19 protein-coding genes, 1 tRNA gene and 1 pseudogene are annotated in these 19914 nt (G+C 56.9%); 11 read left to right on the top strand and 10 right to left on the bottom strand.

Annotation, left to right across the window (positions count from 1 at the left end):
- Position 1: 1 nt before the first annotated feature.
- Together JNB85_RS07585 and uxaC are read right to left on the bottom strand one after the other, a co-directional pair.
- A complete protein-coding gene (locus JNB85_RS07585) occupies positions 2–1459 on the bottom strand; it encodes a mannitol dehydrogenase family protein (RefSeq protein ID WP_220333715.1) in 1458 nt (485 codons plus the stop codon).
- Positions 1456–2871, bottom strand: coding sequence for a glucuronate isomerase (gene uxaC, locus JNB85_RS07580; protein WP_220333714.1), 1416 nt, complete (start codon positions 2869–2871; stop codon positions 1456–1458). The genes JNB85_RS07585 and uxaC overlap by 4 nt, the downstream gene beginning before the upstream one ends.
- Before the next feature lie 171 nt (positions 2872–3042).
- Here uxaC and JNB85_RS07575 point away from each other — a divergent pair, with 171 nt between their 5' ends.
- From JNB85_RS07575 to JNB85_RS07565, 3 genes are all read left to right on the top strand, one after another.
- Positions 3043–3252 (top strand): SlyX family protein, encoded by a 210-nt coding sequence (locus JNB85_RS07575; RefSeq protein WP_220333713.1) that lies wholly within the window; start codon positions 3043–3045, stop codon positions 3250–3252.
- A 102-nt stretch (positions 3253–3354) separates the two neighbouring features.
- Positions 3355–3981, top strand: coding sequence for a ribonuclease D (locus JNB85_RS07570; RefSeq protein WP_220333712.1), 627 nt, complete (start codon positions 3355–3357; stop codon positions 3979–3981).
- Positions 3982–4205: 224 nt separating this feature from the next.
- Positions 4206–5732 (top strand): hypothetical protein, encoded by a 1527-nt coding sequence (locus JNB85_RS07565; RefSeq protein WP_220333711.1) that lies wholly within the window; start codon positions 4206–4208, stop codon positions 5730–5732.
- A gap of 90 nt (positions 5733–5822) precedes the next feature.
- Here the strand turns inward: JNB85_RS07565 and rpsA are convergent, their stop codons facing one another.
- From rpsA to aroA, 4 genes and pseudogenes are all read right to left on the bottom strand, one after another.
- A complete protein-coding gene (rpsA, locus tag JNB85_RS07560) occupies positions 5823–7526 on the bottom strand; it encodes a 30S ribosomal protein S1 (protein WP_220333710.1) in 1704 nt (567 codons plus the stop codon).
- 177 nt (positions 7527–7703) lie between these two features.
- The gene (gene cmk, locus JNB85_RS07555; RefSeq protein WP_220333709.1) at positions 7704–8348 is read right to left on the bottom strand and encodes a (d)CMP kinase; all 645 of its coding nucleotides are present in this window, start codon (positions 8346–8348) and stop codon (positions 7704–7706) included.
- 134 nt (positions 8349–8482) lie between these two features.
- Positions 8483–8554 (bottom strand): annotated as a pseudogene (locus tag JNB85_RS31205) (FMN-binding negative transcriptional regulator); the annotation flags it as partial.
- A gap of 1 nt (position 8555) precedes the next feature.
- On the bottom strand, positions 8556–9908 hold the full coding sequence (gene aroA / locus JNB85_RS07550; protein WP_220333708.1) for a 3-phosphoshikimate 1-carboxyvinyltransferase: 1353 nt from the start codon (positions 9906–9908) through the stop codon (positions 8556–8558).
- 273 nt (positions 9909–10181) lie between these two features.
- On the opposite strand from aroA, the gene JNB85_RS07545 reads away from it, so the two are divergent.
- From JNB85_RS07545 to JNB85_RS07535, 3 genes are all read left to right on the top strand, one after another.
- On the top strand, positions 10182–10562 hold the full coding sequence (locus tag JNB85_RS07545) for a TIGR02300 family protein (protein ID WP_183745486.1): 381 nt from the start codon (positions 10182–10184) through the stop codon (positions 10560–10562).
- 149 nt (positions 10563–10711) lie between these two features.
- Positions 10712–10787, top strand: a tRNA-Ala gene (locus JNB85_RS07540).
- A 379-nt stretch (positions 10788–11166) separates the two neighbouring features.
- A complete protein-coding gene (locus JNB85_RS07535) occupies positions 11167–12249 on the top strand; it encodes a hypothetical protein (RefSeq protein WP_220333707.1) in 1083 nt (360 codons plus the stop codon).
- A 33-nt stretch (positions 12250–12282) separates the two neighbouring features.
- Here JNB85_RS07535 and JNB85_RS07530 read toward each other — a convergent pair whose 3' ends face one another.
- Positions 12283–12876, bottom strand: coding sequence for a Cap15 family cyclic dinucleotide receptor domain-containing protein (locus JNB85_RS07530; RefSeq protein ID WP_220333706.1), 594 nt, complete (start codon positions 12874–12876; stop codon positions 12283–12285).
- Between the two features lie 2 nt (positions 12877–12878).
- On the opposite strand from JNB85_RS07530, the gene JNB85_RS07525 reads away from it, so the two are divergent.
- From JNB85_RS07525 to JNB85_RS07515, 3 genes are all read left to right on the top strand, one after another.
- Positions 12879–13337 carry a hypothetical protein gene (locus JNB85_RS07525; protein WP_220333705.1) on the top strand — a complete coding sequence of 153 codons (459 nt, stop codon included), beginning with the start codon at positions 12879–12881 and terminating at the stop codon, positions 13335–13337.
- Between the two features lie 86 nt (positions 13338–13423).
- Positions 13424–14065: a Cap15 family cyclic dinucleotide receptor domain-containing protein gene (locus JNB85_RS07520; RefSeq protein ID WP_220333704.1), complete on the top strand. Its 642-nt coding sequence runs from the start codon at positions 13424–13426 to the stop codon at positions 14063–14065.
- Positions 14065–15174, top strand: coding sequence for a nucleotidyltransferase-like protein (locus JNB85_RS07515; RefSeq protein WP_220333703.1), 1110 nt, complete (start codon positions 14065–14067; stop codon positions 15172–15174). The genes JNB85_RS07520 and JNB85_RS07515 overlap by 1 nt, the downstream gene beginning before the upstream one ends.
- A gap of 185 nt (positions 15175–15359) precedes the next feature.
- Here JNB85_RS07515 and JNB85_RS07510 read toward each other — a convergent pair whose 3' ends face one another.
- On the bottom strand, positions 15360–16031 hold the full coding sequence (locus tag JNB85_RS07510) for a winged helix-turn-helix domain-containing protein (protein ID WP_220333702.1): 672 nt from the start codon (positions 16029–16031) through the stop codon (positions 15360–15362).
- A gap of 179 nt (positions 16032–16210) precedes the next feature.
- On the opposite strand from JNB85_RS07510, the gene JNB85_RS07505 reads away from it, so the two are divergent.
- Positions 16211–16783 (top strand): recombinase family protein, encoded by a 573-nt coding sequence (locus JNB85_RS07505; protein ID WP_220333701.1) that lies wholly within the window; start codon positions 16211–16213, stop codon positions 16781–16783.
- Here JNB85_RS07505 and JNB85_RS07500 read toward each other — a convergent pair.
- Positions 16767–17294: a hypothetical protein gene (locus tag JNB85_RS07500; RefSeq protein WP_220333700.1), complete on the bottom strand. Its 528-nt coding sequence runs from the start codon at positions 17292–17294 to the stop codon at positions 16767–16769. The two genes, JNB85_RS07505 and JNB85_RS07500, sit on opposite strands and share 17 nt — an antisense overlap.
- A 62-nt stretch (positions 17295–17356) precedes the next feature.
- Positions 17357–18304 carry a hypothetical protein gene (locus JNB85_RS07495; protein ID WP_220333699.1) on the bottom strand — a complete coding sequence of 316 codons (948 nt, stop codon included), beginning with the start codon at positions 18302–18304 and terminating at the stop codon, positions 17357–17359.
- Positions 18305–19174: 870 nt separating this feature from the next.
- On the opposite strand from JNB85_RS07495, the gene JNB85_RS07490 reads away from it, so the two are divergent.
- The gene (locus JNB85_RS07490; RefSeq protein WP_162757995.1) at positions 19175–19732 is read left to right on the top strand and encodes a hypothetical protein; all 558 of its coding nucleotides are present in this window, start codon (positions 19175–19177) and stop codon (positions 19730–19732) included.
- The last annotated feature ends 182 nt before the right edge of the window (positions 19733–19914 follow it).

The raw sequence follows: 19914 nt of genomic DNA, 5'->3' as shown, positions 1-19914 counted from the left end.
TTCAATAAAGGGGCAGCCTGTTGTCCTGGATCAGAATCTCCAGCTTGTTCGCCACATCCTCCGTCCAGGCGACGTTCCCGGTCAATGCCTTCGGAAATAGGCCTGGCAGCTTGAACAGCGCAGCCGAGACCGCCGCGCCATTGCGCGGCACATCGGCGATCAAGGCCGCAATCTCCCCGGCGCGAGGGTCACGCAACTCGTAACGCTCACCATTGCGATCGATGCCCGTCGCGTAACGCATCCAGGCCGCAACGGCGATCGCATAGGTCTCAGCCTTGCTGCCATTGGCAAGTGCTTCCGTTGCCGGCTCCAGCAGGCGCTGCGGCAGCTTCTGTGTGCCGTCCATAGCGATCTGATAGGTGCGGTGGGCGATCGCCTTGTTTGCAAAGCGTGCTATCAATTCATCGGCATAGGCGTCGAGATCGATGCCGGGAACAGGATCCAGCGTGGCCGCGGCCGCATTCATGTGCCGGCGCGCAAGCGCTGCCAGTCCTGCATCATCCATGACGTCGCGAATGAACTCATAGCCTGCTATATAACCGAGATAAGCAAGCAGAGAATGCGCGCCGTTCAACATGCGCAGCTTCATCTTCTCATAAGCCGAGACCTCCTCGACCATCAGCGCGCCGTGGACTTTTTCCCATGCCGGACGGCCGTTGACGAAATGGTCCTCGATCACCCACTGGGTAAAAGGTTCCGTCTCGATCGCAGCCAGGTCGGTACGGCCCGTCAGCCGCTTGGCATCGGCATAGGTCGCATCGGTGCTTGCCGGCGTGATACGGTCGACCATCGTGGACGGGAAGGGCACGTTCACTTCAATCCAGTCATGCAGGTCGGTATCGATGCGAGAGGTAAATTCCAGCACCAGGCGCTTCAGCACCGCACCATTGCTCGGCAAGTTGTCGCAGCTAAGCGGTGTAAAGGGTGCGATACCCTTTTGCCGGCGCCGCGCCAGACCCTCGACGAGATAGCCGATGACGCCGCGCGGCGCATGCCGGTTGGCCAGATCGGCGACGATATCGGGATGCTTGAGGTCAAGCCCGCCTGAAGCCGGATCGAAACCATAGGCCTTTTCCGTTACCGTCATGCTGACGATGCGGATATTGGGATCTTCAAGCCGCGCCAGCAGGCCCGCCGGATCGCGCGGCGCCACATGTGCCCCAAGGATCGAGCCGATGACGTGAGCCGTCGTGCCCGATGTATCGCGGATCAGCACGGTATAGAGCCCGTTCTGGGCGGAGAGGTTATCCGCCACATCGGGCGTGCGCAGGCTCGCCACCTCGATACCCCAGTCGCCGCCGGCAGCAGCCAGCGCGCCATCCGTGAAAGGCGCGAAATGCGCTCGGAAAAAGGCGCCGGGACCGAGATGAAGGATGCCGGCCTGCAGCGCATTCCGGTCATAGGCAGGAAGCTTCGCCGTCGGCGCAAGGCCGGTCACGTTCCGTAATCTGTCGCTCACAGCTTGTAGGCCTTCTTCGCATTGTCATAGGAGAGTTCGCGCGCCACGATCTCGGCTTCCTTTTTGGAAATCCGATGCTCGGCCGCAAGCTGCGCCAGGAAGCGGCAAATCTCGCGGCGCCAGACATCGTGGCGGGCGGGGATCGACAGGAGCGCGCGCGTATCGTCGTTGAAGCCGGCGAGATTGGCGAAACCGGCTGTTTCCACTACCTGGTCGAGATAGCGGCGGATGCCGAGCGGGCTGTCGTGGAACCACCAGGGCGGCCCGATCATCAGGCAGGCCCAGTGGCCGGCCATCGGCGCGAGCTCACGGGCATAGGTCGTCTCGTCGAGCGTGAAGAGCAGGATGCGCAGGCCAGGCGCATGACCGTATTTCGAAAGCAGGGCATTGAGGCCACCAACCCAGTCGGTGCGCGTCGGAATATCGGCGCCCATATTCGGTCCACGGGTTTCGAAAAGCCCGCGGTCGGTGTTGCGGCGCGAGCCGGCATGGATCTGCATCACCATGCCGTCTTCGGCGGAGAGGCCGGCCATTTCCGTCATCATCTGGCCGCGGAAAAGCTCTGCATCGGCAGCCGAAAGGGGTCCCTTCAGCGCCTTGTCGAGCAATGCCTGCTTTTCGGCAAGCGGCAGATCGGCGGTAAAGGCGGTCGGCACGCCATGGTCGGTTGCCGTTGCGCCGAACTGGCGGAAATAGGCGCGCCGCTTGCGATGGGCCTCGATCAGCCCACCCCATTTGGTGATGTCGCAGCCGGTGATCTCTCCGAACTTGATCAGATTGTCGCGGAACCCGACGGCATCGGGATCGGTGACGCTGTCTGGACGGTAGGTCGTGCGTACTTTGCCGATCCAACCCTCCGCCGCCATCTTCTGGTGATGCGGCAGTGGATCGAGCGCGCCTTCGGTCGTTGCGATCGTTTCGATGCCAAAGCGCCGGTGCAGCGCCCGCGGCCGGAATTCCGGAAGCCTAAGCTGCGCATTGATGTGGTCGTAGAGCGCGTCGGCATTCTCAGCCGTCAGCGGCTCGGTGCATCCGAGCACGGCCGACATGGCATGATCGACCCAAAGGCTCGAAGGTGTTCCGCGGAAAAGATGATACTGGGCGGCAAAAGCACGCCAGATATCGCGGCCGCTGGAAACCGGCTTGCCGTCGAGACGCGGCACACCGAGCTGGTCGAGTTTTGTGCCGGTGCTGTGCAGCATACGGAAGAGATAATGGTCGGGAATAACGAGCAGGGAGGAGGCGTCTTCGAAGGCCTTGTCGTCAGCAAACCAGGACGGTTCGGTATGTCCGTGCGGGCTGACGATCGGAAGCGCGCGCACCGTCTCGTAGAGATTGCGCGCTATTGTCCGCGTGGTCGGATCGGCGGGAAAGAGCCGGTCCGGATGAAGAAAGCCATTGCCTACATCCATCAGTTTTCCTCCCAGATGGACAACTGGCCTACCCCACATCATCAGATGCGGCAAGGGCTTTTGGTAACCAGATGGTCCACTTTCGGGATCGTTTTCCTGGGGACTCGAACCCATTGACGCTCCGGCCTATTTCGGCTTTGGAATGGTACCTGATTTCAGGGGAGAAAGCCGATGTCCGACGAGGCAACGCGCATCACAAGACTCGAAGAAATGCTGGCCCATCAGGCAAAGACGATCGATGAGCTTTCCGATCAGCTTGCCGAACAATGGAAGGTCATGGATCAGACCCGCGCCAAACTCGACCGATTGACCGAGCGCTTCCTCAGTCTCGAGGAACAATCGCTGGAAGCACCAGCAATCACCAAGCCACCGCACTATTGAGCATTTAGCCGCGCTTCAGGCTGGCTGCAGCAGGAAAGCGGTTTCGCGTTTTCGCCCTTTGCGATATAGCCCGAAAGGACGAAGCTGAACGAGAGACATCCCATGGCGGCCACCATCCGTTATCACCAGGGCGATATTTCCGCGGCGGATGCCGCCCGTTACACTGGTGCGATCGCGATCGACACTGAAACACTGGGCCTCGTTCCGCGCAGGGACCGTCTCTGCGTCGTTCAGCTTTCACCGGGCGACGGCTCTGCCGACGTGATCCGCATTGCGGCCGGTCAGAAGGAAGCGCCGAACCTTGTCGCGCTGCTTGCCGATCCGTCGCGCCAGAAGATCTTTCACTACGGCCGCTTCGATATCGCCGTGCTCTTCCATACGTTCGGTGTCACCACGACGCCGGTCTTCTGCACGAAGATCGCCTCGCGCCTCATCCGTACTTACACCGATCGTCACGGCCTGAAGGATAATCTGAAGGAGATGCTCGACGTCGATATCTCCAAGACGCAGCAATCGTCCGACTGGGCTGCCGAAACACTCTCGCAGGCGCAGCTCGAATATGCCGCCTCCGACGTGCTCTACCTGCATGCGCTGCGCGACAAGCTGAACGAGCGCCTGATTCGCGACGGCCGTCTGGAGCATGCGACAGCCTGCTTCGAATTCCTGCCGACCCGTGCCAAGCTCGATCTTCTCGGCTGGGAAGAGGCAGACATCTTCGCCCATAGCTGACATCGGCCCTTTATCGGACATGTACGCACGGCCGTAGACTGGCGTCTGCGGCCGTTAGTCGTCCGTTAAGATATTTTCAGTAACATTATCTTCAATTTTTATGCACTCGACGGCACAAAAGTGCCGATGCGGACAGGAGGATCTGCCGGGATGCAAGAGGCCGGATGAGCGCGGTCTCTTTGTGGAACCTGCTTTCATAGCCACTTTGCGAAAGGAGCGTGCCTGTGTTGTCTCCCATTCGTTCAGCGTCCAATGCAAGCCTTTCTTCTCAGGGCCAGACGGCAGCAATCGTTGCCGGTGGCCTCGACCGTTCCGTGGTCGCCCCCACTCCGGTGAATGCAGTTGAAGCAGCCGATCTGAACGCCGCGATTGCCGGCAAGCTCAATATTCTGCTCATTGCCGCGCGCCAGCGCATGATTGAAGCACTTCTCGACATCATCAATTCCACGGGACGCACCATCGCACTACAACGCGGTGAGGGCGAATCCGATCAGGCCTTTGCCACCCGTGTCGCTGATGCCATCCGTCGGATGCCCGACGCCGAGATCGGTGCGGTCGAGCGCCAGCTTTCCGATGACGGACATAGCCTGCCGCTGAGAATGATCGCCGCAGCCCTCAAGGATCCGACCGGGCCAGAGGCTACCCGTGTCATCGCCTATCTCGAGATTATCAGCTACAAGGACAGGGATCTCGCAGCCCGAGCCGTTGTCCGCTCTTACCGCCAGAACGATGCTGCGCCGCTGCCGCGCGCCGAGCTGCGGCCGGAAATCAAGCTTCAGGGAGAAAACCTGTCCGCGGCGCGCCAGTCCGCAGCAAAACCGGTTGAAAGTGCAGCGATGCCTGCTGCCGAAGAAATCGTTCCGGCCGAAACAGCTGCTGTCGTGACGACCGATCCAACCGTCGAGGACCAGCAGACCACCAATCAGCCCGCCACAGCCGCGCATGAAGCTTCACTGCAGGCGACCGCGCTGCGAGAAACAGAAGAAGTCCAGACTGCATCGGCAAAACAGGAAGTGGCCGAAGCGGGACAGGCCGGACCCGCTGCCGAGCAGCAGATAACCTCCGCCAAGGCTGATCCGGTTATCCCGCGCAACTGGACCGGCATCGCCAGCTCCATGACCGAACAGGTTTCGCAGATGATCGCGACGATCATCCGCGAGCAGGAGGCAACTGTCCTGTTGACGGATACACCCGTCGAAGCCGCCGTCGAAATCGATGCTATGCTGGACGAGGCCGTCATCAGCGACGCGACGGAGAGCCTGGTTCGTACAACCCGGGAGGATGTGATCGAACCCGCATCGGCCCAGGCTGCCCAAGCTTCCCGCCTGTCCCAGGCGGAGATGGCAACAGCCGCCCAGGCGACGCGTCCTGCCAGGGACATTGCCGCTCAGCCGCAGCCGGTTCCTCCCTCGGCTGTCGAGACACCCTCATACGTTCCGCTCGCGGCACGTATGCCGGACGGTCTGCCCTATGCCCAGACGCCGTACCAGTTCGCTCGTGACGAATATAAGGCGACCAAGGCCGATGGGCCGCCTCATCGCCAACATGAAAATGGCTACTCTCAGGATCAGCAGCAACAGCAGCAAGCCCAATCCGGTCAGGGCGGCGATGAGCAGCAGGCCGGGGAGGGCGAAGCCCCGCGTGAAGAGCGGCGCCAGCCGAAAATGTTCGATCCCGATCCGTCGACTGCTCCGGCAACAGTCGCCGACCCTGTCTATGCCCTCTACCAGCGCATGGTCGGCTGGGAATAATCCAACCGGAAATTCAGACAACCTCCTTAAAACGAAGGAACCCGCCGGATCGCTCCGGCGGGTTCTTCATCTCGAAGGATCAGCGAAAGATTATTCGCCGCCACGGTTCTTCAGAGCAGCACCCAGGATGTCGCCGAGCGAAGCGCCCGAGTCGGACGAACCGAACTGAGCAACGGCTTCCTTCTCTTCTGCGATTTCCAGAGCCTTGATGGACAGCATGATCTTGCGGTCCTTCTTGGAGAAGTTGGTGACGCGAGCGTCAACAGTCTGGCCGACCGAGAAACGTTCCGGACGCTGCTCGTCGCGATCGCGGGCGAGGTCGGCGCGACGGATGAAGGAAGTGATGTCCTCGTGGTTGACGAGCTTCACTTCGATACCGCCGTCGTTGATCGCGATGACTTCGCAGGAAACGACTGCATTCTTGCGCAGGTCGCCGGAAGCTGCTGCTTCGCCGACTGCATCCTTGCCGAGCTGCTTGATGCCGAGCGAAATACGCTCCTTCTCGACGTCGACGTCAAGAACGACTGCCTTTACGACGTCGCCCTTGTTGTACTCCTCGATGACCTGTTCGCCCGGACGATTCCAGTCGAGGTCGGAGAGGTGCACCATGCCGTCGACATCGCCGTCGAGGCCGATGAACAGGCCGAATTCGGTCTTGTTCTTGACTTCACCTTCGACTTCAGTGCCGGCCGGATGGCTGCGGGCGAATGCTGCCCACGGGTTTTCCAGCGTCTGCTTGAGGCCGAGCGAAATACGGCGCTTGGACGGATCGACTTCGAGAACGACGACTTCGACTTCCTGGCTCGTGGACAGGATCTTGCCTGGGTGAACGTTCTTCTTGGTCCAGGACATTTCCGAGATGTGGATCAGGCCTTCGATGCCCGGCTCCAGCTCGACGAACGCACCGTAGTCGGTGATGTTCGTGACGGTACCGGAGATCTTCTTGCCTTCCGGATACTTGGCCTGGATGCCATCCCACGGATCGGACTCGAGCTGCTTCATGCCGAGCGAGATGCGGTGGGTTTCCTGGTTGATGCGGATGATCTGAACCTTGACCTGCTGGCCGATGTTCAGGATTTCCGACGGATGGTTTACACGGCGCCACGCCATGTCGGTGACGTGCAGCAGGCCGTCGATGCCGCCGAGGTCAACGAACGCACCGTAATCAGTGATGTTCTTGACGACGCCGTCAACAACCTGGCCTTCTTCGAGGTTCTGAACGATTTCAGAACGCTGCTCGGCACGGGACTCTTCCAGAACCGTACGGCGTGAAACCACGATGTTGCCGCGGCGCTTGTCCATCTTGAGGATTTCGAAGGGCTGCGGGTTGTGCATGAGGGGCGTAACGTCGCGGATCGGCCGAATGTCGACCTGAGAACGCGGCAGGAAGGCGATCGCACCGTCGAGGTCGACGGTGAAGCCGCCCTTGACCTGGTTGAAGATGACGCCTTCGACGCGCTCGCCAGCTTCGAACTTGGCTTCGAGCTTGATCCAGCTTTCTTCGCGGCGAGCCTTCTCGCGCGACAAAACAGCTTCGCCAAGCGCGTTTTCGATGCGCTCGACGTAGACTTCGACTTCGTCGCCGACCTTCAGCGAACCGTCCTTGGCACGTGCGCCGAATTCCTTGAGCGCGATGCGGCCTTCGACCTTCAGGCCGACGTCAACAACGGCGACATCTTTTTCGATGCCTGTGACGATACCCTTGGTAACATAGCCTTCAGCCAGATCGTTCTTGGCAAAGGACTCTTCGAGAAGGGCCGCGAAATCCTCGCGAGAGGGAGTAGCTACTGACATAAAATCTCCTGCGTGGCCTTCGATAGCTTCAAGGCTCACGTATGCGCCGGTTGGTTCGTGTTGAATGGGCCTGAACCCAGTCCGCCTTCTTTCAGGAAGGCAATCCGGCGCGTGGACGGAATTTCAGGCTTGCTTTCGCATGAGCGTCCCGCGCAAGAAGCGCGGAAAACCGCTTGATCAGGTATTTCGGCTCAAGGCGGCGTCGATAAACGACTTAGCGGCTTGAAACGCGGCCTCTATACTCATTTCCGACGTGTCAAGCAAGTGCGCATCGACTGCCGGTTTCATCGGGCTGTCCGCCCGCTTCATGTCGCGATCGTCGCGCCGTTTGACGTCTTCGAAGATCGCTTCGAAATCTGCTGATCCGCCCTTGCCGATAATCTCGTCATAACGGCGCTTCGCACGGACTTCCGGCGATGCCGTCACATAGAGTTTCACCGGTGCGTTGGGACAAACGACGGTGCCGATATCGCGCCCGTCGAGAACCGCCCCCGGCGCTTTCCCGGAAAACCGCCGTTGCGCCTCAACCAGCGCCCGGCGAACCGCCGGCATCACGGCAATTTTCGAGGCGGCTTCGCCGATCTCGTGTTTCGACAATATATCGCGATCGAGACCTGCGAGTTCAACCTCCCGCGCCATCTTTTCAGCGACAGTCTCGTCGTCGAGCGGCAGTCCGGCATCTATGAGTGCCTTTGCCGTCGCCCGGTAGGTGAGGCCGGTGTCGAGATGGTGAAAGCCGTACTGCTCCGCGATCCGGCGCGAGAGCGTGCCTTTGCCCGCTGCTGCCGGGCCGTCGATAGCGATGATGAAGCTGTCGGTCATAGACTCATTCCATACCAAGGCTGCCATAACGGCACACCAATTCCTGTATTTCGGCACGCTTCGCCATCTGGGTAAGGTCCTTGGCAATATCCGTGCGACCAGCAACCTGCCGGTTCCGGACCACCTTCGTACTCAAGTGGATGGGCGCGAATCAGCGCATGCTGCACATTGAGATCGCCTTCACGGAAACGGTGTGGCTGGTACATGTCAGGCCTGCTCGATCTTCGCCCCGAGGCTTTCCATCAGGCCCATGAACTGAGGAAAGCTGGTCGCAATCACACTGCCGTCGTCGATCCCGACAGGATGCTCTGAAGCCAGCCCCATGACAAGGAAGCTCATGGCGATACGATGGTCGAGATGCGTGATGACTTGCTCGCCGGCAGCGTTGCCGAGCCCCTTGCCATCCGGCCGGCCGGTAACGGAAAGCCAATCATTGCCTTCTTCGCATTGGACGCCGTTGAGCTTCAGCCCCTCCACCACAGTCGCGAGCCGATCCGATTCCTTGACCCGCAGTTCCTGTAGCCCGTTCATCACCGTTCGGCCCTTGGCAAAGGCGGCGGCGACGGCAAGTACCGGATATTCATCGATCATCGACGGTGCCCGCTCGGTCGGAACGCTCACTCCGGTCAATTCCGAATGGCGCACGCGCAGGTCTGCGATATCCTCGCCGCCCGCAAGCCGCGGATCGACGATCTCGATATCGGCGCCCATCTCCTGCAGCGTCAGGATTAAGCCGGTTCTTGTCTGGTTCATCAGCACATTGGAAATGGTGATGTCCGAGCCCGGCACCAGCAAAGCCGCCACCAGCGGGAAAGCCGCGGAGGAGGGATCGCCAGGCACATCGACGATCTGGCCGGTTAGCTTGCCGCGGCCCTGCAGCTGGATCGTCCGCGTGCCGTCCTTGTCCGTCTTGATCGAAAGTTCCGCGCCGAAACCAGCCAGCATCTTTTCCGTATGGTCACGCGTGATCGCTGGCTCGATAACCGTTGTCGCGCCCGGTACGTTGAGACCGGCCAACAGCAGCGCCGATTTCACCTGCGCCGAGGCGACGGGCAGGGTATAGCGGGTCGGTGCCGGCGTTTCCGGCCCACGCAGCATGATCGGCAGGCGGTCGCCCTCCACGGCCTTCACCTGCACGCCCATGCGGCGTAACGGATCAAGCACGCGGCCCATCGGTCGCCGGGAAAGCGAGGCATCGCCGGTAAAGACGGTGTCGAAATCATAGACGCCGGCAAGGCCCATGATAAGGCGCGCGCCGGTGCCGGAATTGCCGAAATCGAGTGGAACCTCCGGCGCAAGCAATGCGCCGTTGCCTGTTCCGCTGACGGTCCACGCGTCGCCTTCCTTGCAGATCACGGCACCCATGGCCTGCATAGCCTTGCCGGTATTGAGCACATCCTCGCCTTCGAGGAGCCCGGAAATGCGTGTTTTCCCCGATGCCAGCCCGCCGAGTATCAGTGCACGATGCGAGATCGACTTATCGCCGGGAATACGGACGGTTCCGGAAAGTCCAGCGGATTTGCGGGCGATAGCCGGCTTGGATGCGGCATCCTGCGACATGGGTCAATCCCTTGCAAAGGCACATATTCGCGCCGCTCACAGCTCGCTGCCGGCATGTTTTCCCAGTTGATTCTGCGGCAATCGCGGCTGGTTAGCACAAACTTGCCGAACGGTCATCCGCAATGCTTGCGAAAAGCCTGGAGTGTCCGTGAACTTTAGCTTTGACACGGGAAGCCGTACCGATTAAGGGGACCGGCTTATAAATTCCGAATAGAACGCCGGTTTGACGGCATTTGCCGAATCTCGCATTCGGCCATTCTCACGAGGCTTATAGTGGCGAAAGCGGAACTTGGAACCAAGCGCACCGATCCGGAAACCGGCAAGAAGTTCTACGATCTGAACCGGGACCCGATCGTTTCTCCTTACACCGGTAAATCCTACCCCCTGTCCTTCTTCGAAGAAACCTCGGCAATTGCCGAAGTTCAGGATGAGGACGAGGTTGCAGAAGTCGATACCGAAAACACCGAAGTCGAATTGGTTTCGCTCGAGGACGCCGATGACAATTCCGGCGGCGACGACATCCCGGATATGGGCGACGACGATGTTGAAATAGAAGGCGATGACGACGATACCTTCCTCGAAGCTGATGAAGATGACGAAGATGACGACATGAGCGACATCATCGGCGTCACCGGCGACGAAGACGAAGTCTGATCAAACGAATACCGGCCGGGATGACAAAAATTTCCCGGGCCGGATTTTTTAGGCTTGCCATCTGCGAAAACCGCAAGTAATAAGCCGCCACTCCAGAGGGAACGCCCTCCGGAGCATCCCAGGACCGGCGCAAGCCGGACCACCCTGATGGGGCTATAGCTCAGCTGGGAGAGCGCTTGCATGGCATGCAAGAGGTCAGCGGTTCGATCCCGCTTAGCTCCACCAAATTTTTCCACTTCCGTTATTTTCATTTTAAATCAATCGGATGTAGCGTCGTTTGGATTGGCGGAGTACCCAATAAAGTACCCACGGGATGTACCCAGTTCTTCGAATGACTCGCCTTATCCCCCGAGTGCTGAACTAAAATCCCCACCACCACCAGCGCGCTGAGTCGCATACATAATTCTGAGCCAATGAAACGGAACCGCAGGCAGGCTTCCGGTGAGTTCCTTGTCCGTTTTGACGAGTTGGCCAACTGTTCGCCTCTGTTCTTGCTATGTATTTGTCCGCACTTCCCGCTTTCATCAACTCTTGTTATGCTGCGTGTGTGGAATGATTCCATCAACCGATGCGAGTCCGGTTGTTCATGGCGAAAGGCGGCGGCATGGTTCAGAATGTCAGGCGTGTTTTTGATGCAAAGCCAGAATACCTCAAGGCCAGTTTCCTTGATCACATTCGAAGCGGCTTACCTCACACCTGCCCGTTCATCACGCACGAGACGCCTCCCAAGGACGGCATCGAGGTTATCCTTCAGGACTTCATGATCCCGAAGGACGTACTGACAAGGGACGGACTTGCCCCCTGTCCCATTTGCAGCCCCGTTAAGCCGAAGTACGTCAAAGGGCACCTCTTATGGTCCAGCGAATCCAAAGCGCTGTACGCAGTCGGGCATTGCTGCGGCCACAGGTTCTTCACGTCCGACAGTCTGGCGAGGGCGCTTACCCGCAATTCGAGGGCCGAGCGGAGACGACGTGCCGAAGCACTTATCGAAGCGAACTGGACCCTTCCTCGGGAACTGGTGGCATACTGGGCGCTATTAAAACCCGCTGTTCGCGATCTTGACCGGGTGCTCAAGGCGTTACGGGTTGGTCTTCGTCATGCCGTTTGCAAAGACATCCACCGGACCGTCCGCGATGGCGGCTACCTGAAGGTCCAGCAGCGATCAGAGTCCGACGACGCAGTGACGCTGAGGCGCCTAACCACCGCGGAGCAAGTCTACGGTGATCAGCCGGTCCGTGGCGCCTCAATCCTCCGGGGGAGCAGCAGGGGCATTTCCGTAGAGGCTAACCTGTCGAATGTGATGGCGGCCCTAGCACATGTAAGCTGGCGAACTGAAAACGATGCTGTCCTTTGGCTGTGCGAGCAGGTGGATGAGGACCTTATCCGTCTGGAAATGTTCCTCCGAGATGCGGTTTCCAATGTCAGCACAGCGCTGGACGATATCGCCGCGCTCCTTGCATTCTTTGAGCCTGAGAACCTCGGGCTTATCAACGGTTGGTCTCGTGAGGCCCATGGCCGGCAGGGATGCGTGTCGGTACTGAATGATCATGGTCAGATCACCATTATGCGGGGCCGAAAGCGCCACAGAACCTTTAGGATACCCGCAACGCTAATGCAGTCGCTGCCGCCGCCCCAGTGGCAGTGGAAGCCGCAGTCAGATGAGTTCGAAAGCATCCCCAGCGGCTAATCGAGCGGGGAGTTTAGATTAAGAGTGCGGAGTTTACCGCCAAAAAACCCACCAGTTGTTGCGCCTGCGGCCACCTAATATCAGGCGCCCTGATCGGTGGGTTTCCGTGAAGTAGTCGCCGTGTAGTTCGCCTTGATCTAATTCGACGCGAAGAATTGCAACTCCACGATAAACGCGGGAACCCTTGCTTCGGCCTTCCTTTCGCTTGTTTTCATATACATAGTACAACTTATAGTCATCCATATCAGACTTGCTAGGTTGCACCGCCAACGTGTGCGAGATGGATTCTTCACTCCTAAGGACAAGTTTTATCAAAAACGCCGTGTGAATGACGTCTAAAGTAACCCCTCGCGTTTCCTCCCCATATTCTCCCTGAAAATAAACCTGACCGGTCCAGCGGCCACCAAGGTAGGGAAAGATGGATTTTTGAAAATGTGGCACCCATCGCCACGCCGCTCCCAGCGCGATTATGGTTAAGGTTGATAGCACGCCGCAAATGCGAAAGACTTGCGTCAAGATTTCGTACGTGGAGGCGCCCGATGAGTGGGTCGCGACGAAAACCGCAACGCCACCAACGAAGATAAAAGCGGCAGATAAGATTTTTGAAAGCGGCCATAGATGAAGCATAGATGCTGAAAACCGAATCGAGTTATCACATGGATGACATAAGCGAAATTTTCAAAGCCTTTGCAACCAAACAGGGTGCTTCTGGCACTATGATTGCTTGCCTTTACAGCGGACGATTTCCAGAATTCTGTTCTCCGATGGTGCGAGACCCAGCGCCTCCAATTGGTATGGAGCTGGATGCTCGCTTTTTCTGCCATGTGACCGAGGCGATCGCTACAAACCATTCCGTCCACGACGGTGCCATAATGCTGGGAAGGCAGGACAGTAATTCTAACTACGTCATAACGGGTTGGTCTTTCCGTCTATTTGCACCTGAGAGCACAATTGCCGCTCCGGCTAATCGGGGGTCCGCATTCAACAGTTGCCTTGCCATGGCGCAGGTAACGGATGTTGATAGGATTTACCTTCACTCTTCTGGGAAGATGTACCTGTTTAAAAAGTCAGGATTCCGAGTCCTCTAGATTAATTTCTACTTTTAAGTGGTGGATTACCTACCCAAGATGGCGGTTCGCGCTTGAGCGACTCAACATAGAAGTTCATGAAGTGCATGAGCTTTCATTCGCGGGATGCCGTCGTGCTAGATCATGAATATTCTGTTGTAGGCCATAATCGAGCGAATGTCGGGCGCTGCTTGGCAATACTATCTGCAGCCTTGGCATCGGCATTTGTGACGCTCGGCGCACTCTGGGGCCAGTTGGCAACTTATCTCGGTGTTCCCCAATGGACGAACTTTTTGGTGATTCCTGTCTCCGCAGCGTCGATCTACGGCATTACACACTGGCTGTTTAACAAATGGGGCTGGATGATTTTCTTTAGAGTTGTCGGTCTGCCAAATATCGCGGGCGAATGGACGTGTGATGGCCAGACATTCGATGACAATGGGAACGTATCGTTTCAATGGAAAGCGCAGGTTTCGATCACTCAAAGCTGGGAGAAAATCCGAGTTTATCTTCGGTCTGCCCAGTCATCTTCATCCTCTGCATCCGCCGCGCTTGTCTCTGAAGGGGGCGGGCGATGGATGCTCATGTATAGCTACAGAAACACTCCGCGCGCCGGCGAAGTCATCAACCCGCATCTTGGCTATTGTGAGTTATCGTTTCAGCACGGATTCAATCAGGCTGATGGGGACTATTTTACCGCACGGGGCAGAGGCACTTCCGGGCGAATGACATTAACGAGGGTGCAGTGATGGCAGGTAATTTCGAGACTCGGCTGCAAAAGCTCAAGAGCCGCCGCCAGGGGCCGCAATGGGTCGTGAAAAGTGAACACTCGATGGATGGAAAAAGTGGCCCCGTCGAAGAATCATACCAAAAGCGTAGTACGAAGACTGCAACGACTTATACGCTAGGTGCGATGCAGGAGGTTGACCCAGCCTATACGGCGAACTCCTTTGCTGAAGGAGAGCGTGTCAAAAATCAGCTCGAAAAAGCCTTGGATGGTGTGATCCCCGTGGAGTTTGACTATCAGGGCTCGGTGCCCCTCAATATCCATATCAAGGGGGTGAGCGACATCGATCTGCTGCTGTTGCGAAAGGTATTCGTCATAATCGACAAGACCGGTCCTCTTGCGAACTCGCCCTGGTATTCAGATTGGGAGGGTAAACCAGGCCCATCGTTACTAGCGGAACTTCGGTCTGCGGCGGAAGCTATTCTGCCCAAGGCCTTTCCAGAAGCTCAAGTTGATATCTCTGGATCAAAGGCCATAACAATTTCAGGCGGATCGTTGAGAAGAGAAGTAGATGTTATCCCGTCCCACTGGTATGACTCGTCCGAATATCAAAGGACGCAACAGAAAAAAGACCGCGGAATTTATATCTTCCTTAAAGAAGATCAGAGTACAATGCGAAACTATCCTTTCTTGCATATGTATCATATTGAGGAGAAGGACAAGGTAACTTCAGGAAACACAAAGAAAGTAATACGTCTTCTGAAGACGCTGGTCGCGGATTATGAGGGGTCGGAAACGATCCACCTTAGCAGCTATGATGTTGCCTCCCTTGTTTGGCATTTTGATAATCATGCAATCAACGTGCCTGTTTGGAGCGAGCTTTCATTGCTTTGGTCGACGAGGGTCGCCCTCGCTGACATGATTGTTAATGACCAGCGTACGCGTCTGCTTATCACTCCCGACAAAACGCGGAAGATCATCGACAAGGAAGTTAAATTCACTTCACTCAAGGTGCTTCTGGCTGAGCTAGACGATCTTATCGCAGAGGTTGTCAAAGAACTAAACGTTGGGCCATTCATTACCCAGGACATCGCGAGGCGAGCTCTTCTTGAGTCGTTTGTTCCGAGCTAATTTGCCTCTTTCGAGGCAGTACTCTGCCCCTGACCACTGATTCCGCCGGTTAAAAAAATTGGCATAATTTATGGGTCACGCATCTAAGTGGTGATCTACGTGCCAGTGGCCGCGCGATTCCCCCCGGTACCCGTTGATGGGACCCTTATCGCTGCAAGTGAGGACACACCCGCCTAGTGATGCCCTCACGGGATCATCGGTGCCGCGTCGGGCAGCTCTGCTTTTTGCCTATGATGGTCGTGGAAAAGCGATTCTCGTAGTGCCCGGACCGAGATATACGGCCTTCGATGAACCATCCGGTGGCAATTTGCGCACAGTGGGATGAGATCCGACAACTTGGTCCGTCCTCTGAACTCGGTGGATGAAATCGGGATCGAATGATGCGCTTCAATATAGCCTCGACCCCGTTCACCATAGAAATCGAGAAAATTGAAATCGCAAGCGGCGCACTGGGGTTTCTCCAGGCCCGCCTTGAAGACCGCAATTAATGCTGATGCACGCTCCCGCTGGATATGCTGTTTCAGTTCTGGGGAGCCCTCTTCCACCTCAAACTCGGGATTGTTACTGCTCGCCAAAACCTCACCAAGTGCACGGCGCATGCCCGATTGGGTAAGCTGCCACGTTCCGCGCTGTGTTGGGTTGAGGAAACCAGCGTCCTTAAGTCCCCTGCGCGCCCATTGCACTCGATTCCGCCACCAATTGCGGCCATCGGGCATAGTTAAAGCAAGCTGTGATGGCGATAGTTCAAAAAATTCCCCAAGCGGCTCATATACCTCGTTTGCTTTTTTGGGGCCAAACTCAGACAGATAAACCAAAAGCGCTGTCTCTGTAGCTGATTGTGTTGGTAGACCTTCCATATCGACGGCGCACCTCGCGACTCGGTTTCCCGCATATCTTCCTACGATGATCTCAATAGGCCAAGCCCTTGTGAGTCTGTTTGCAAGCCGCCGTTTTAGTCTCATACAAGTGCGGTTGACATTTTGAGACCTATGGTATCTCATAGTTAAGGATATGTGTGAGACTTTGAGGGGCCGTTATGACAGCAGTGATGATAGGTTATGCCCGTACATCCACCACCGACCAGAAGGCTGGCCTCGATGCTCAGCTAAGAGACCTTGAGGCTGCGGGCTGCACGAAGCTTTTCAAGGAGCAGCTTTCCTCCGTGGCAAAGGAGAGGCCCGAGCTAGATCGTGCCCTAGAGTTTGTCCGCGAGGGTGACGTGTTGGTGGTCACGAAGCTGGACCGCCTTGCCCGCTCGGTGGCGGATCTTGTAGCGATCACCAAGGCCTTAAAAGCTAAGGGTGTCGAACTGCGGGTGATGAGCATGGGGGGAGAACGTTTCGACACGTCCACGCCTACCGGAAAGCTTATGCTGAACCTCTTGGCGTCCATCGCGGAATTTGAGCGGGAGCTGATGCTGGAGAGGCAGCGCGAGGGGATCGCCAAAGCCAAGGCGGACGGCAAATACAAAGGGCGGGCACCTACGGCCCGTAGCAAGGCAGAGAAGGTATTGGCCCTGAAAACCGAAGGAAAGACCCCGGCAGAAATACAGGTAGCGCTGGAAATCAGCCGCGCGAGCTACTTCAGGATTATCAAAGAATCTGCTTAAAGGTTGAAAGATCTACCACTTCAATCCGATATTTGGCCTTTGCAAGCTTTGTGTTCGCACGCTGGGCCATTTGCGGACTTGTCACAAAATAATATTTGGCACCGGCCATTTGCGATAATTTGATGAGGGTAGCTCTCATCCGGCTGTCGATAACACCGCTGGGGCGTGGGGATGTGGTTACTTCAGCGGACACGATCACCTGAGTGCCCGCAACTCCCCTAATGTCGGGCTCCAGGCTAGTGCCAGTGGCGCGCGGATTCCAATGCCATTCAAGCGCTTGAAACTCCGGACGCGCGGATAGGAGCCACTCAAGCCCCCGAACAGCGTAATACTCATGGAGGGTTTGGTTGAGGCTTTCGTAAATACCTTCTCTCAAGCTGGCGAGAGCCGGTATCGCTTCCTCAAGCGACAGAGCCGTCTTGCCAGCAGCTTGGGTTAAGGCGTTGGCTAGGCTGAGATAGTCGCTCCAAAGCTTCGCCTTGCAGTCGTCAAGCGACCTCATCACTTCCATGTTTTGATTCCAGCCGCAGTGAAGGGCATTACGCCGGTTTATGCGTTCCCGAATCTACGCGGTCAAGTTCTAGGGGACCAACGCAACATTTCGTTTTCCAATAGGATTTGGCGCACCTTTTCCTCCGGGGGAGCCTTGAATTCAACGGCCATCACTGCCAACTCGGGCGCCCCTGCAGTGCTATCAGGATCGACGTCAATATACACCCGGGCCTCGCATCCCGGCGCAATCTCAGAATAGGCTAGCAACTGGCAGATGGTTTCGAGGCCGGCAAAGTCATGAGGACCGATGCCGATTATTTTGAGATTCCACAGATCGTCTTTGACCTTACTGCGTTCTCCGGTCAGTTCCCACCAATCTCGTTTAAACTCACCTTCCTGTGTGGGTGCATCAAACATCACATTCGACAGATCGAGTGCGACATGCCATTTCATCGCAGGTTGTTCATCGGTCAGCGGGTCGGGGTTTGTGATCTCTGAGGGCAGCAGCTTGAAGGATGCTTTGTCCAATCGGTCCGAAGACAGGGCCATTCGCTTTGTATCTTCGAGAAGTATCGGGTAAATATTATCGGTCCCCATACCAGCAATTTTCTCGGCAGCCGTCCTGAAGAAACTCTCTTCTGCAATGCACCGCTGGATATCGCCCTTTTTCAAGACCTCGAACTTGACGTAATCCGCGCAGGCGTCCTCCCGATCAGCCAATTCGTCTTTGGAACACGCGGAAAGTAAAAGCAGGCTTAGGCTAGCGGCGATTGAGACTAGTGTTGGTGTTAAAACGCTCCTCATCTGTCTCGCCTCACTGACCTGTCTGTGGCTGTTGGGCTGACTTAAATGGTTGCGCATCGTGCCCCCAAGGGAGACATTTCGGTTTGTAAGCACCGATGCCGTAGCAAAAAGAAATTTCTCCGGTCGTTGTGTCGATGCGAATTGCGGTGCCTTGATCTGCTCTGACCAACTGGTATCTGCCAAGCGATCCAAGGGGCGAAAAGTTAAGCACAGCGGCCCCGCCAAGGATGATCCCGACTGCGCTCAAAAGGATAACGTTGAATGGCGTCATTGCGGAGCGCTCGGCTGGCTTACTCGATGTCGAGTCTGCTTGGTGCACGCGCTGAGAAATGTCATTGCTGCTGTTCATCGGCTTTCCTTGAGGCCTTCGCCGTGGGGCGCCCCCCAAGCATTGCCTCCATGACCCCTTGATCGGGGAGTGTGGAAAAACCGAGCTTAGTCGGTCCCTGAGGCCTTTAGTTCGGAGAACCTGGACATACGCCAAAGGCTCCCCGACCAGCGAAGGTCAAGGATCGGTCACCCCTTCCGGTGGGGGCCATACCGCTAAGCTAAGGGTTTCCACACCCTGAGCGCCGCGTCTGCGCTCGTCCTCTTCTTAGGATATCCGTCGGGGGTTGCCAATATGCCCCTACAGGAGTGTTGGTTGGCGTCCCCTACCCATTGATAGTCACGGTGCCATCCTCGGATGTCCTGGGGCAGTGCCATGGCGGGTGAAGACATTATCAGTGTCTAATGCCCGTGGCTGTGAAGGCCGGGAGGACCTGAGGTCATGACCGATGGGGGCGTGAAGAGCCTAAAGGGTCTGAGGACCGTAAGCGCTCGAGGGTGTAGTATAGCCCCTGCCTCAATAGCCATGGTAGCCCAAAGATGGGGTGTATCGAGGCATCACTACGCATGTATAGATCTAAGGTGTCGGGTGTATAGGAAGGTATATGAGTGGTGTGGTCGGGGTATATCGATAGAGAGGCCGTCGAATGATAGGCCCTTTAGCTCTTAATGAAATGAAGATATATTACAGAGAAATCGATAATATTTTAAGTAAGTTGATGACAAATGTCGCTGACCGGGTTATTTTGACGGTGCTTGGGTGCCACCATGGCAACCCAGATCAAGGAAAGGAATACGCAAATAACCTACCAACCATCTCTGGCCATTGACTGGGCTGTGCCTACGCACAAGCTCTTTCTCTCAGTGGCCGGAACCAGAAAGTCTCCGTTTCACGCAGCGCAGCACGTTTACGCTTGGCGTCTTTTCGCAATTAACGGAGAAATGATCGCGTCGAATGACAAGGCACCGCATGTCCTCTTCGACGGTCCCGATAATCTTGGCCTTTACAGTGCTATTGCCGAAGCGCGCGCGCACCTTCCAAAAGGCTCAACGTTGGCGATGTTCGCGCCACAAGAGGAATTGCTCCATGTGTTCGGAGAAGGCCTGGTTAGCCTGAAGCGAAGAGACTTCAGAAAACGCGACAAGAAGCCTTACGTGCATCGTGACCAGATCAAAGCCGTCTATGGTCTGGCGGTCGAAAGCGAGATAGAACTTTTAGCCCTCAAGCCACTTTCGAGCGACGAATTCGAGAATTTCGGTTTGATTGGCGATTTCGCTCGGGATCGGTTGCGTGAAGCAGTTGACCGAGACGCCAATGGCTTATGACCTACGCAGGGGGCGTCGCAGCAATGCGGCGCTTCCTTTGGAGATTACAGAACAGCGGCGATGTGCAGTGCTCGGATGCCGTCGGCAAGTGGAAGTATCCGAAGGAACTGGCCTTGCTCGCTACCACTGCCGCTATCACATCCAGCACAAGTCCCGGCACGGCTCCCATTGGCATTCGACCT

It is taken from the genome of Rhizobium mesosinicum (assembly GCF_019511345.1).
Taxonomy (GTDB): Bacteria; Pseudomonadota; Alphaproteobacteria; order Rhizobiales; family Rhizobiaceae; genus Rhizobium; species Rhizobium mesosinicum.
Note: the sequence above shows the minus strand (reverse complement) of the source record. Positions and strands in the feature narration are given on the sequence as shown.

Bases quoted from the DNA above. Each gene is read 5' to 3' on its own strand.
- uxaC (WP_220333714.1), bottom strand. From the start codon at position 2,871: ATGGATGTAGGCAATGGCTTTCTTCATCCGGACCGGCTCTTTCCCGCC.
- JNB85_RS07575 (WP_220333713.1), top strand. From the start codon at position 3,043: ATGTCCGACGAGGCAACGCGCATCACAAGACTCGAAGAAATGCTGGCC.
- JNB85_RS07570 (WP_220333712.1), top strand. From the start codon at position 3,355: ATGGCGGCCACCATCCGTTATCACCAGGGCGATATTTCCGCGGCGGAT.
- rpsA (WP_220333710.1), bottom strand. From the start codon at position 7,526: ATGTCAGTAGCTACTCCCTCTCGCGAGGATTTCGCGGCCCTTCTCGAA.
- cmk (WP_220333709.1), bottom strand. From the start codon at position 8,348: ATGACCGACAGCTTCATCATCGCTATCGACGGCCCGGCAGCAGCGGGC.
- aroA (WP_220333708.1), bottom strand. From the start codon at position 9,908: ATGTCGCAGGATGCCGCATCCAAGCCGGCTATCGCCCGCAAATCCGCT.
- JNB85_RS07535 (WP_220333707.1), top strand. From the start codon at position 11,167: ATGGTTCAGAATGTCAGGCGTGTTTTTGATGCAAAGCCAGAATACCTC.
- JNB85_RS07530 (WP_220333706.1), bottom strand. From the start codon at position 12,876: ATGCTTCATCTATGGCCGCTTTCAAAAATCTTATCTGCCGCTTTTATC.
- JNB85_RS07525 (WP_220333705.1), top strand. From the start codon at position 12,879: ATGCTGAAAACCGAATCGAGTTATCACATGGATGACATAAGCGAAATT.
- JNB85_RS07520 (WP_220333704.1), top strand. From the start codon at position 13,424: ATGAGCTTTCATTCGCGGGATGCCGTCGTGCTAGATCATGAATATTCT.
- JNB85_RS07515 (WP_220333703.1), top strand. From the start codon at position 14,065: ATGGCAGGTAATTTCGAGACTCGGCTGCAAAAGCTCAAGAGCCGCCGC.
- JNB85_RS07510 (WP_220333702.1), bottom strand. From the start codon at position 16,031: ATGGAAGGTCTACCAACACAATCAGCTACAGAGACAGCGCTTTTGGTT.
- JNB85_RS07505 (WP_220333701.1), top strand. From the start codon at position 16,211: ATGACAGCAGTGATGATAGGTTATGCCCGTACATCCACCACCGACCAG.
- JNB85_RS07500 (WP_220333700.1), bottom strand. From the start codon at position 17,294: ATGGAAGTGATGAGGTCGCTTGACGACTGCAAGGCGAAGCTTTGGAGC.
- JNB85_RS07490 (WP_162757995.1), top strand. From the start codon at position 19,175: ATGGCAACCCAGATCAAGGAAAGGAATACGCAAATAACCTACCAACCA.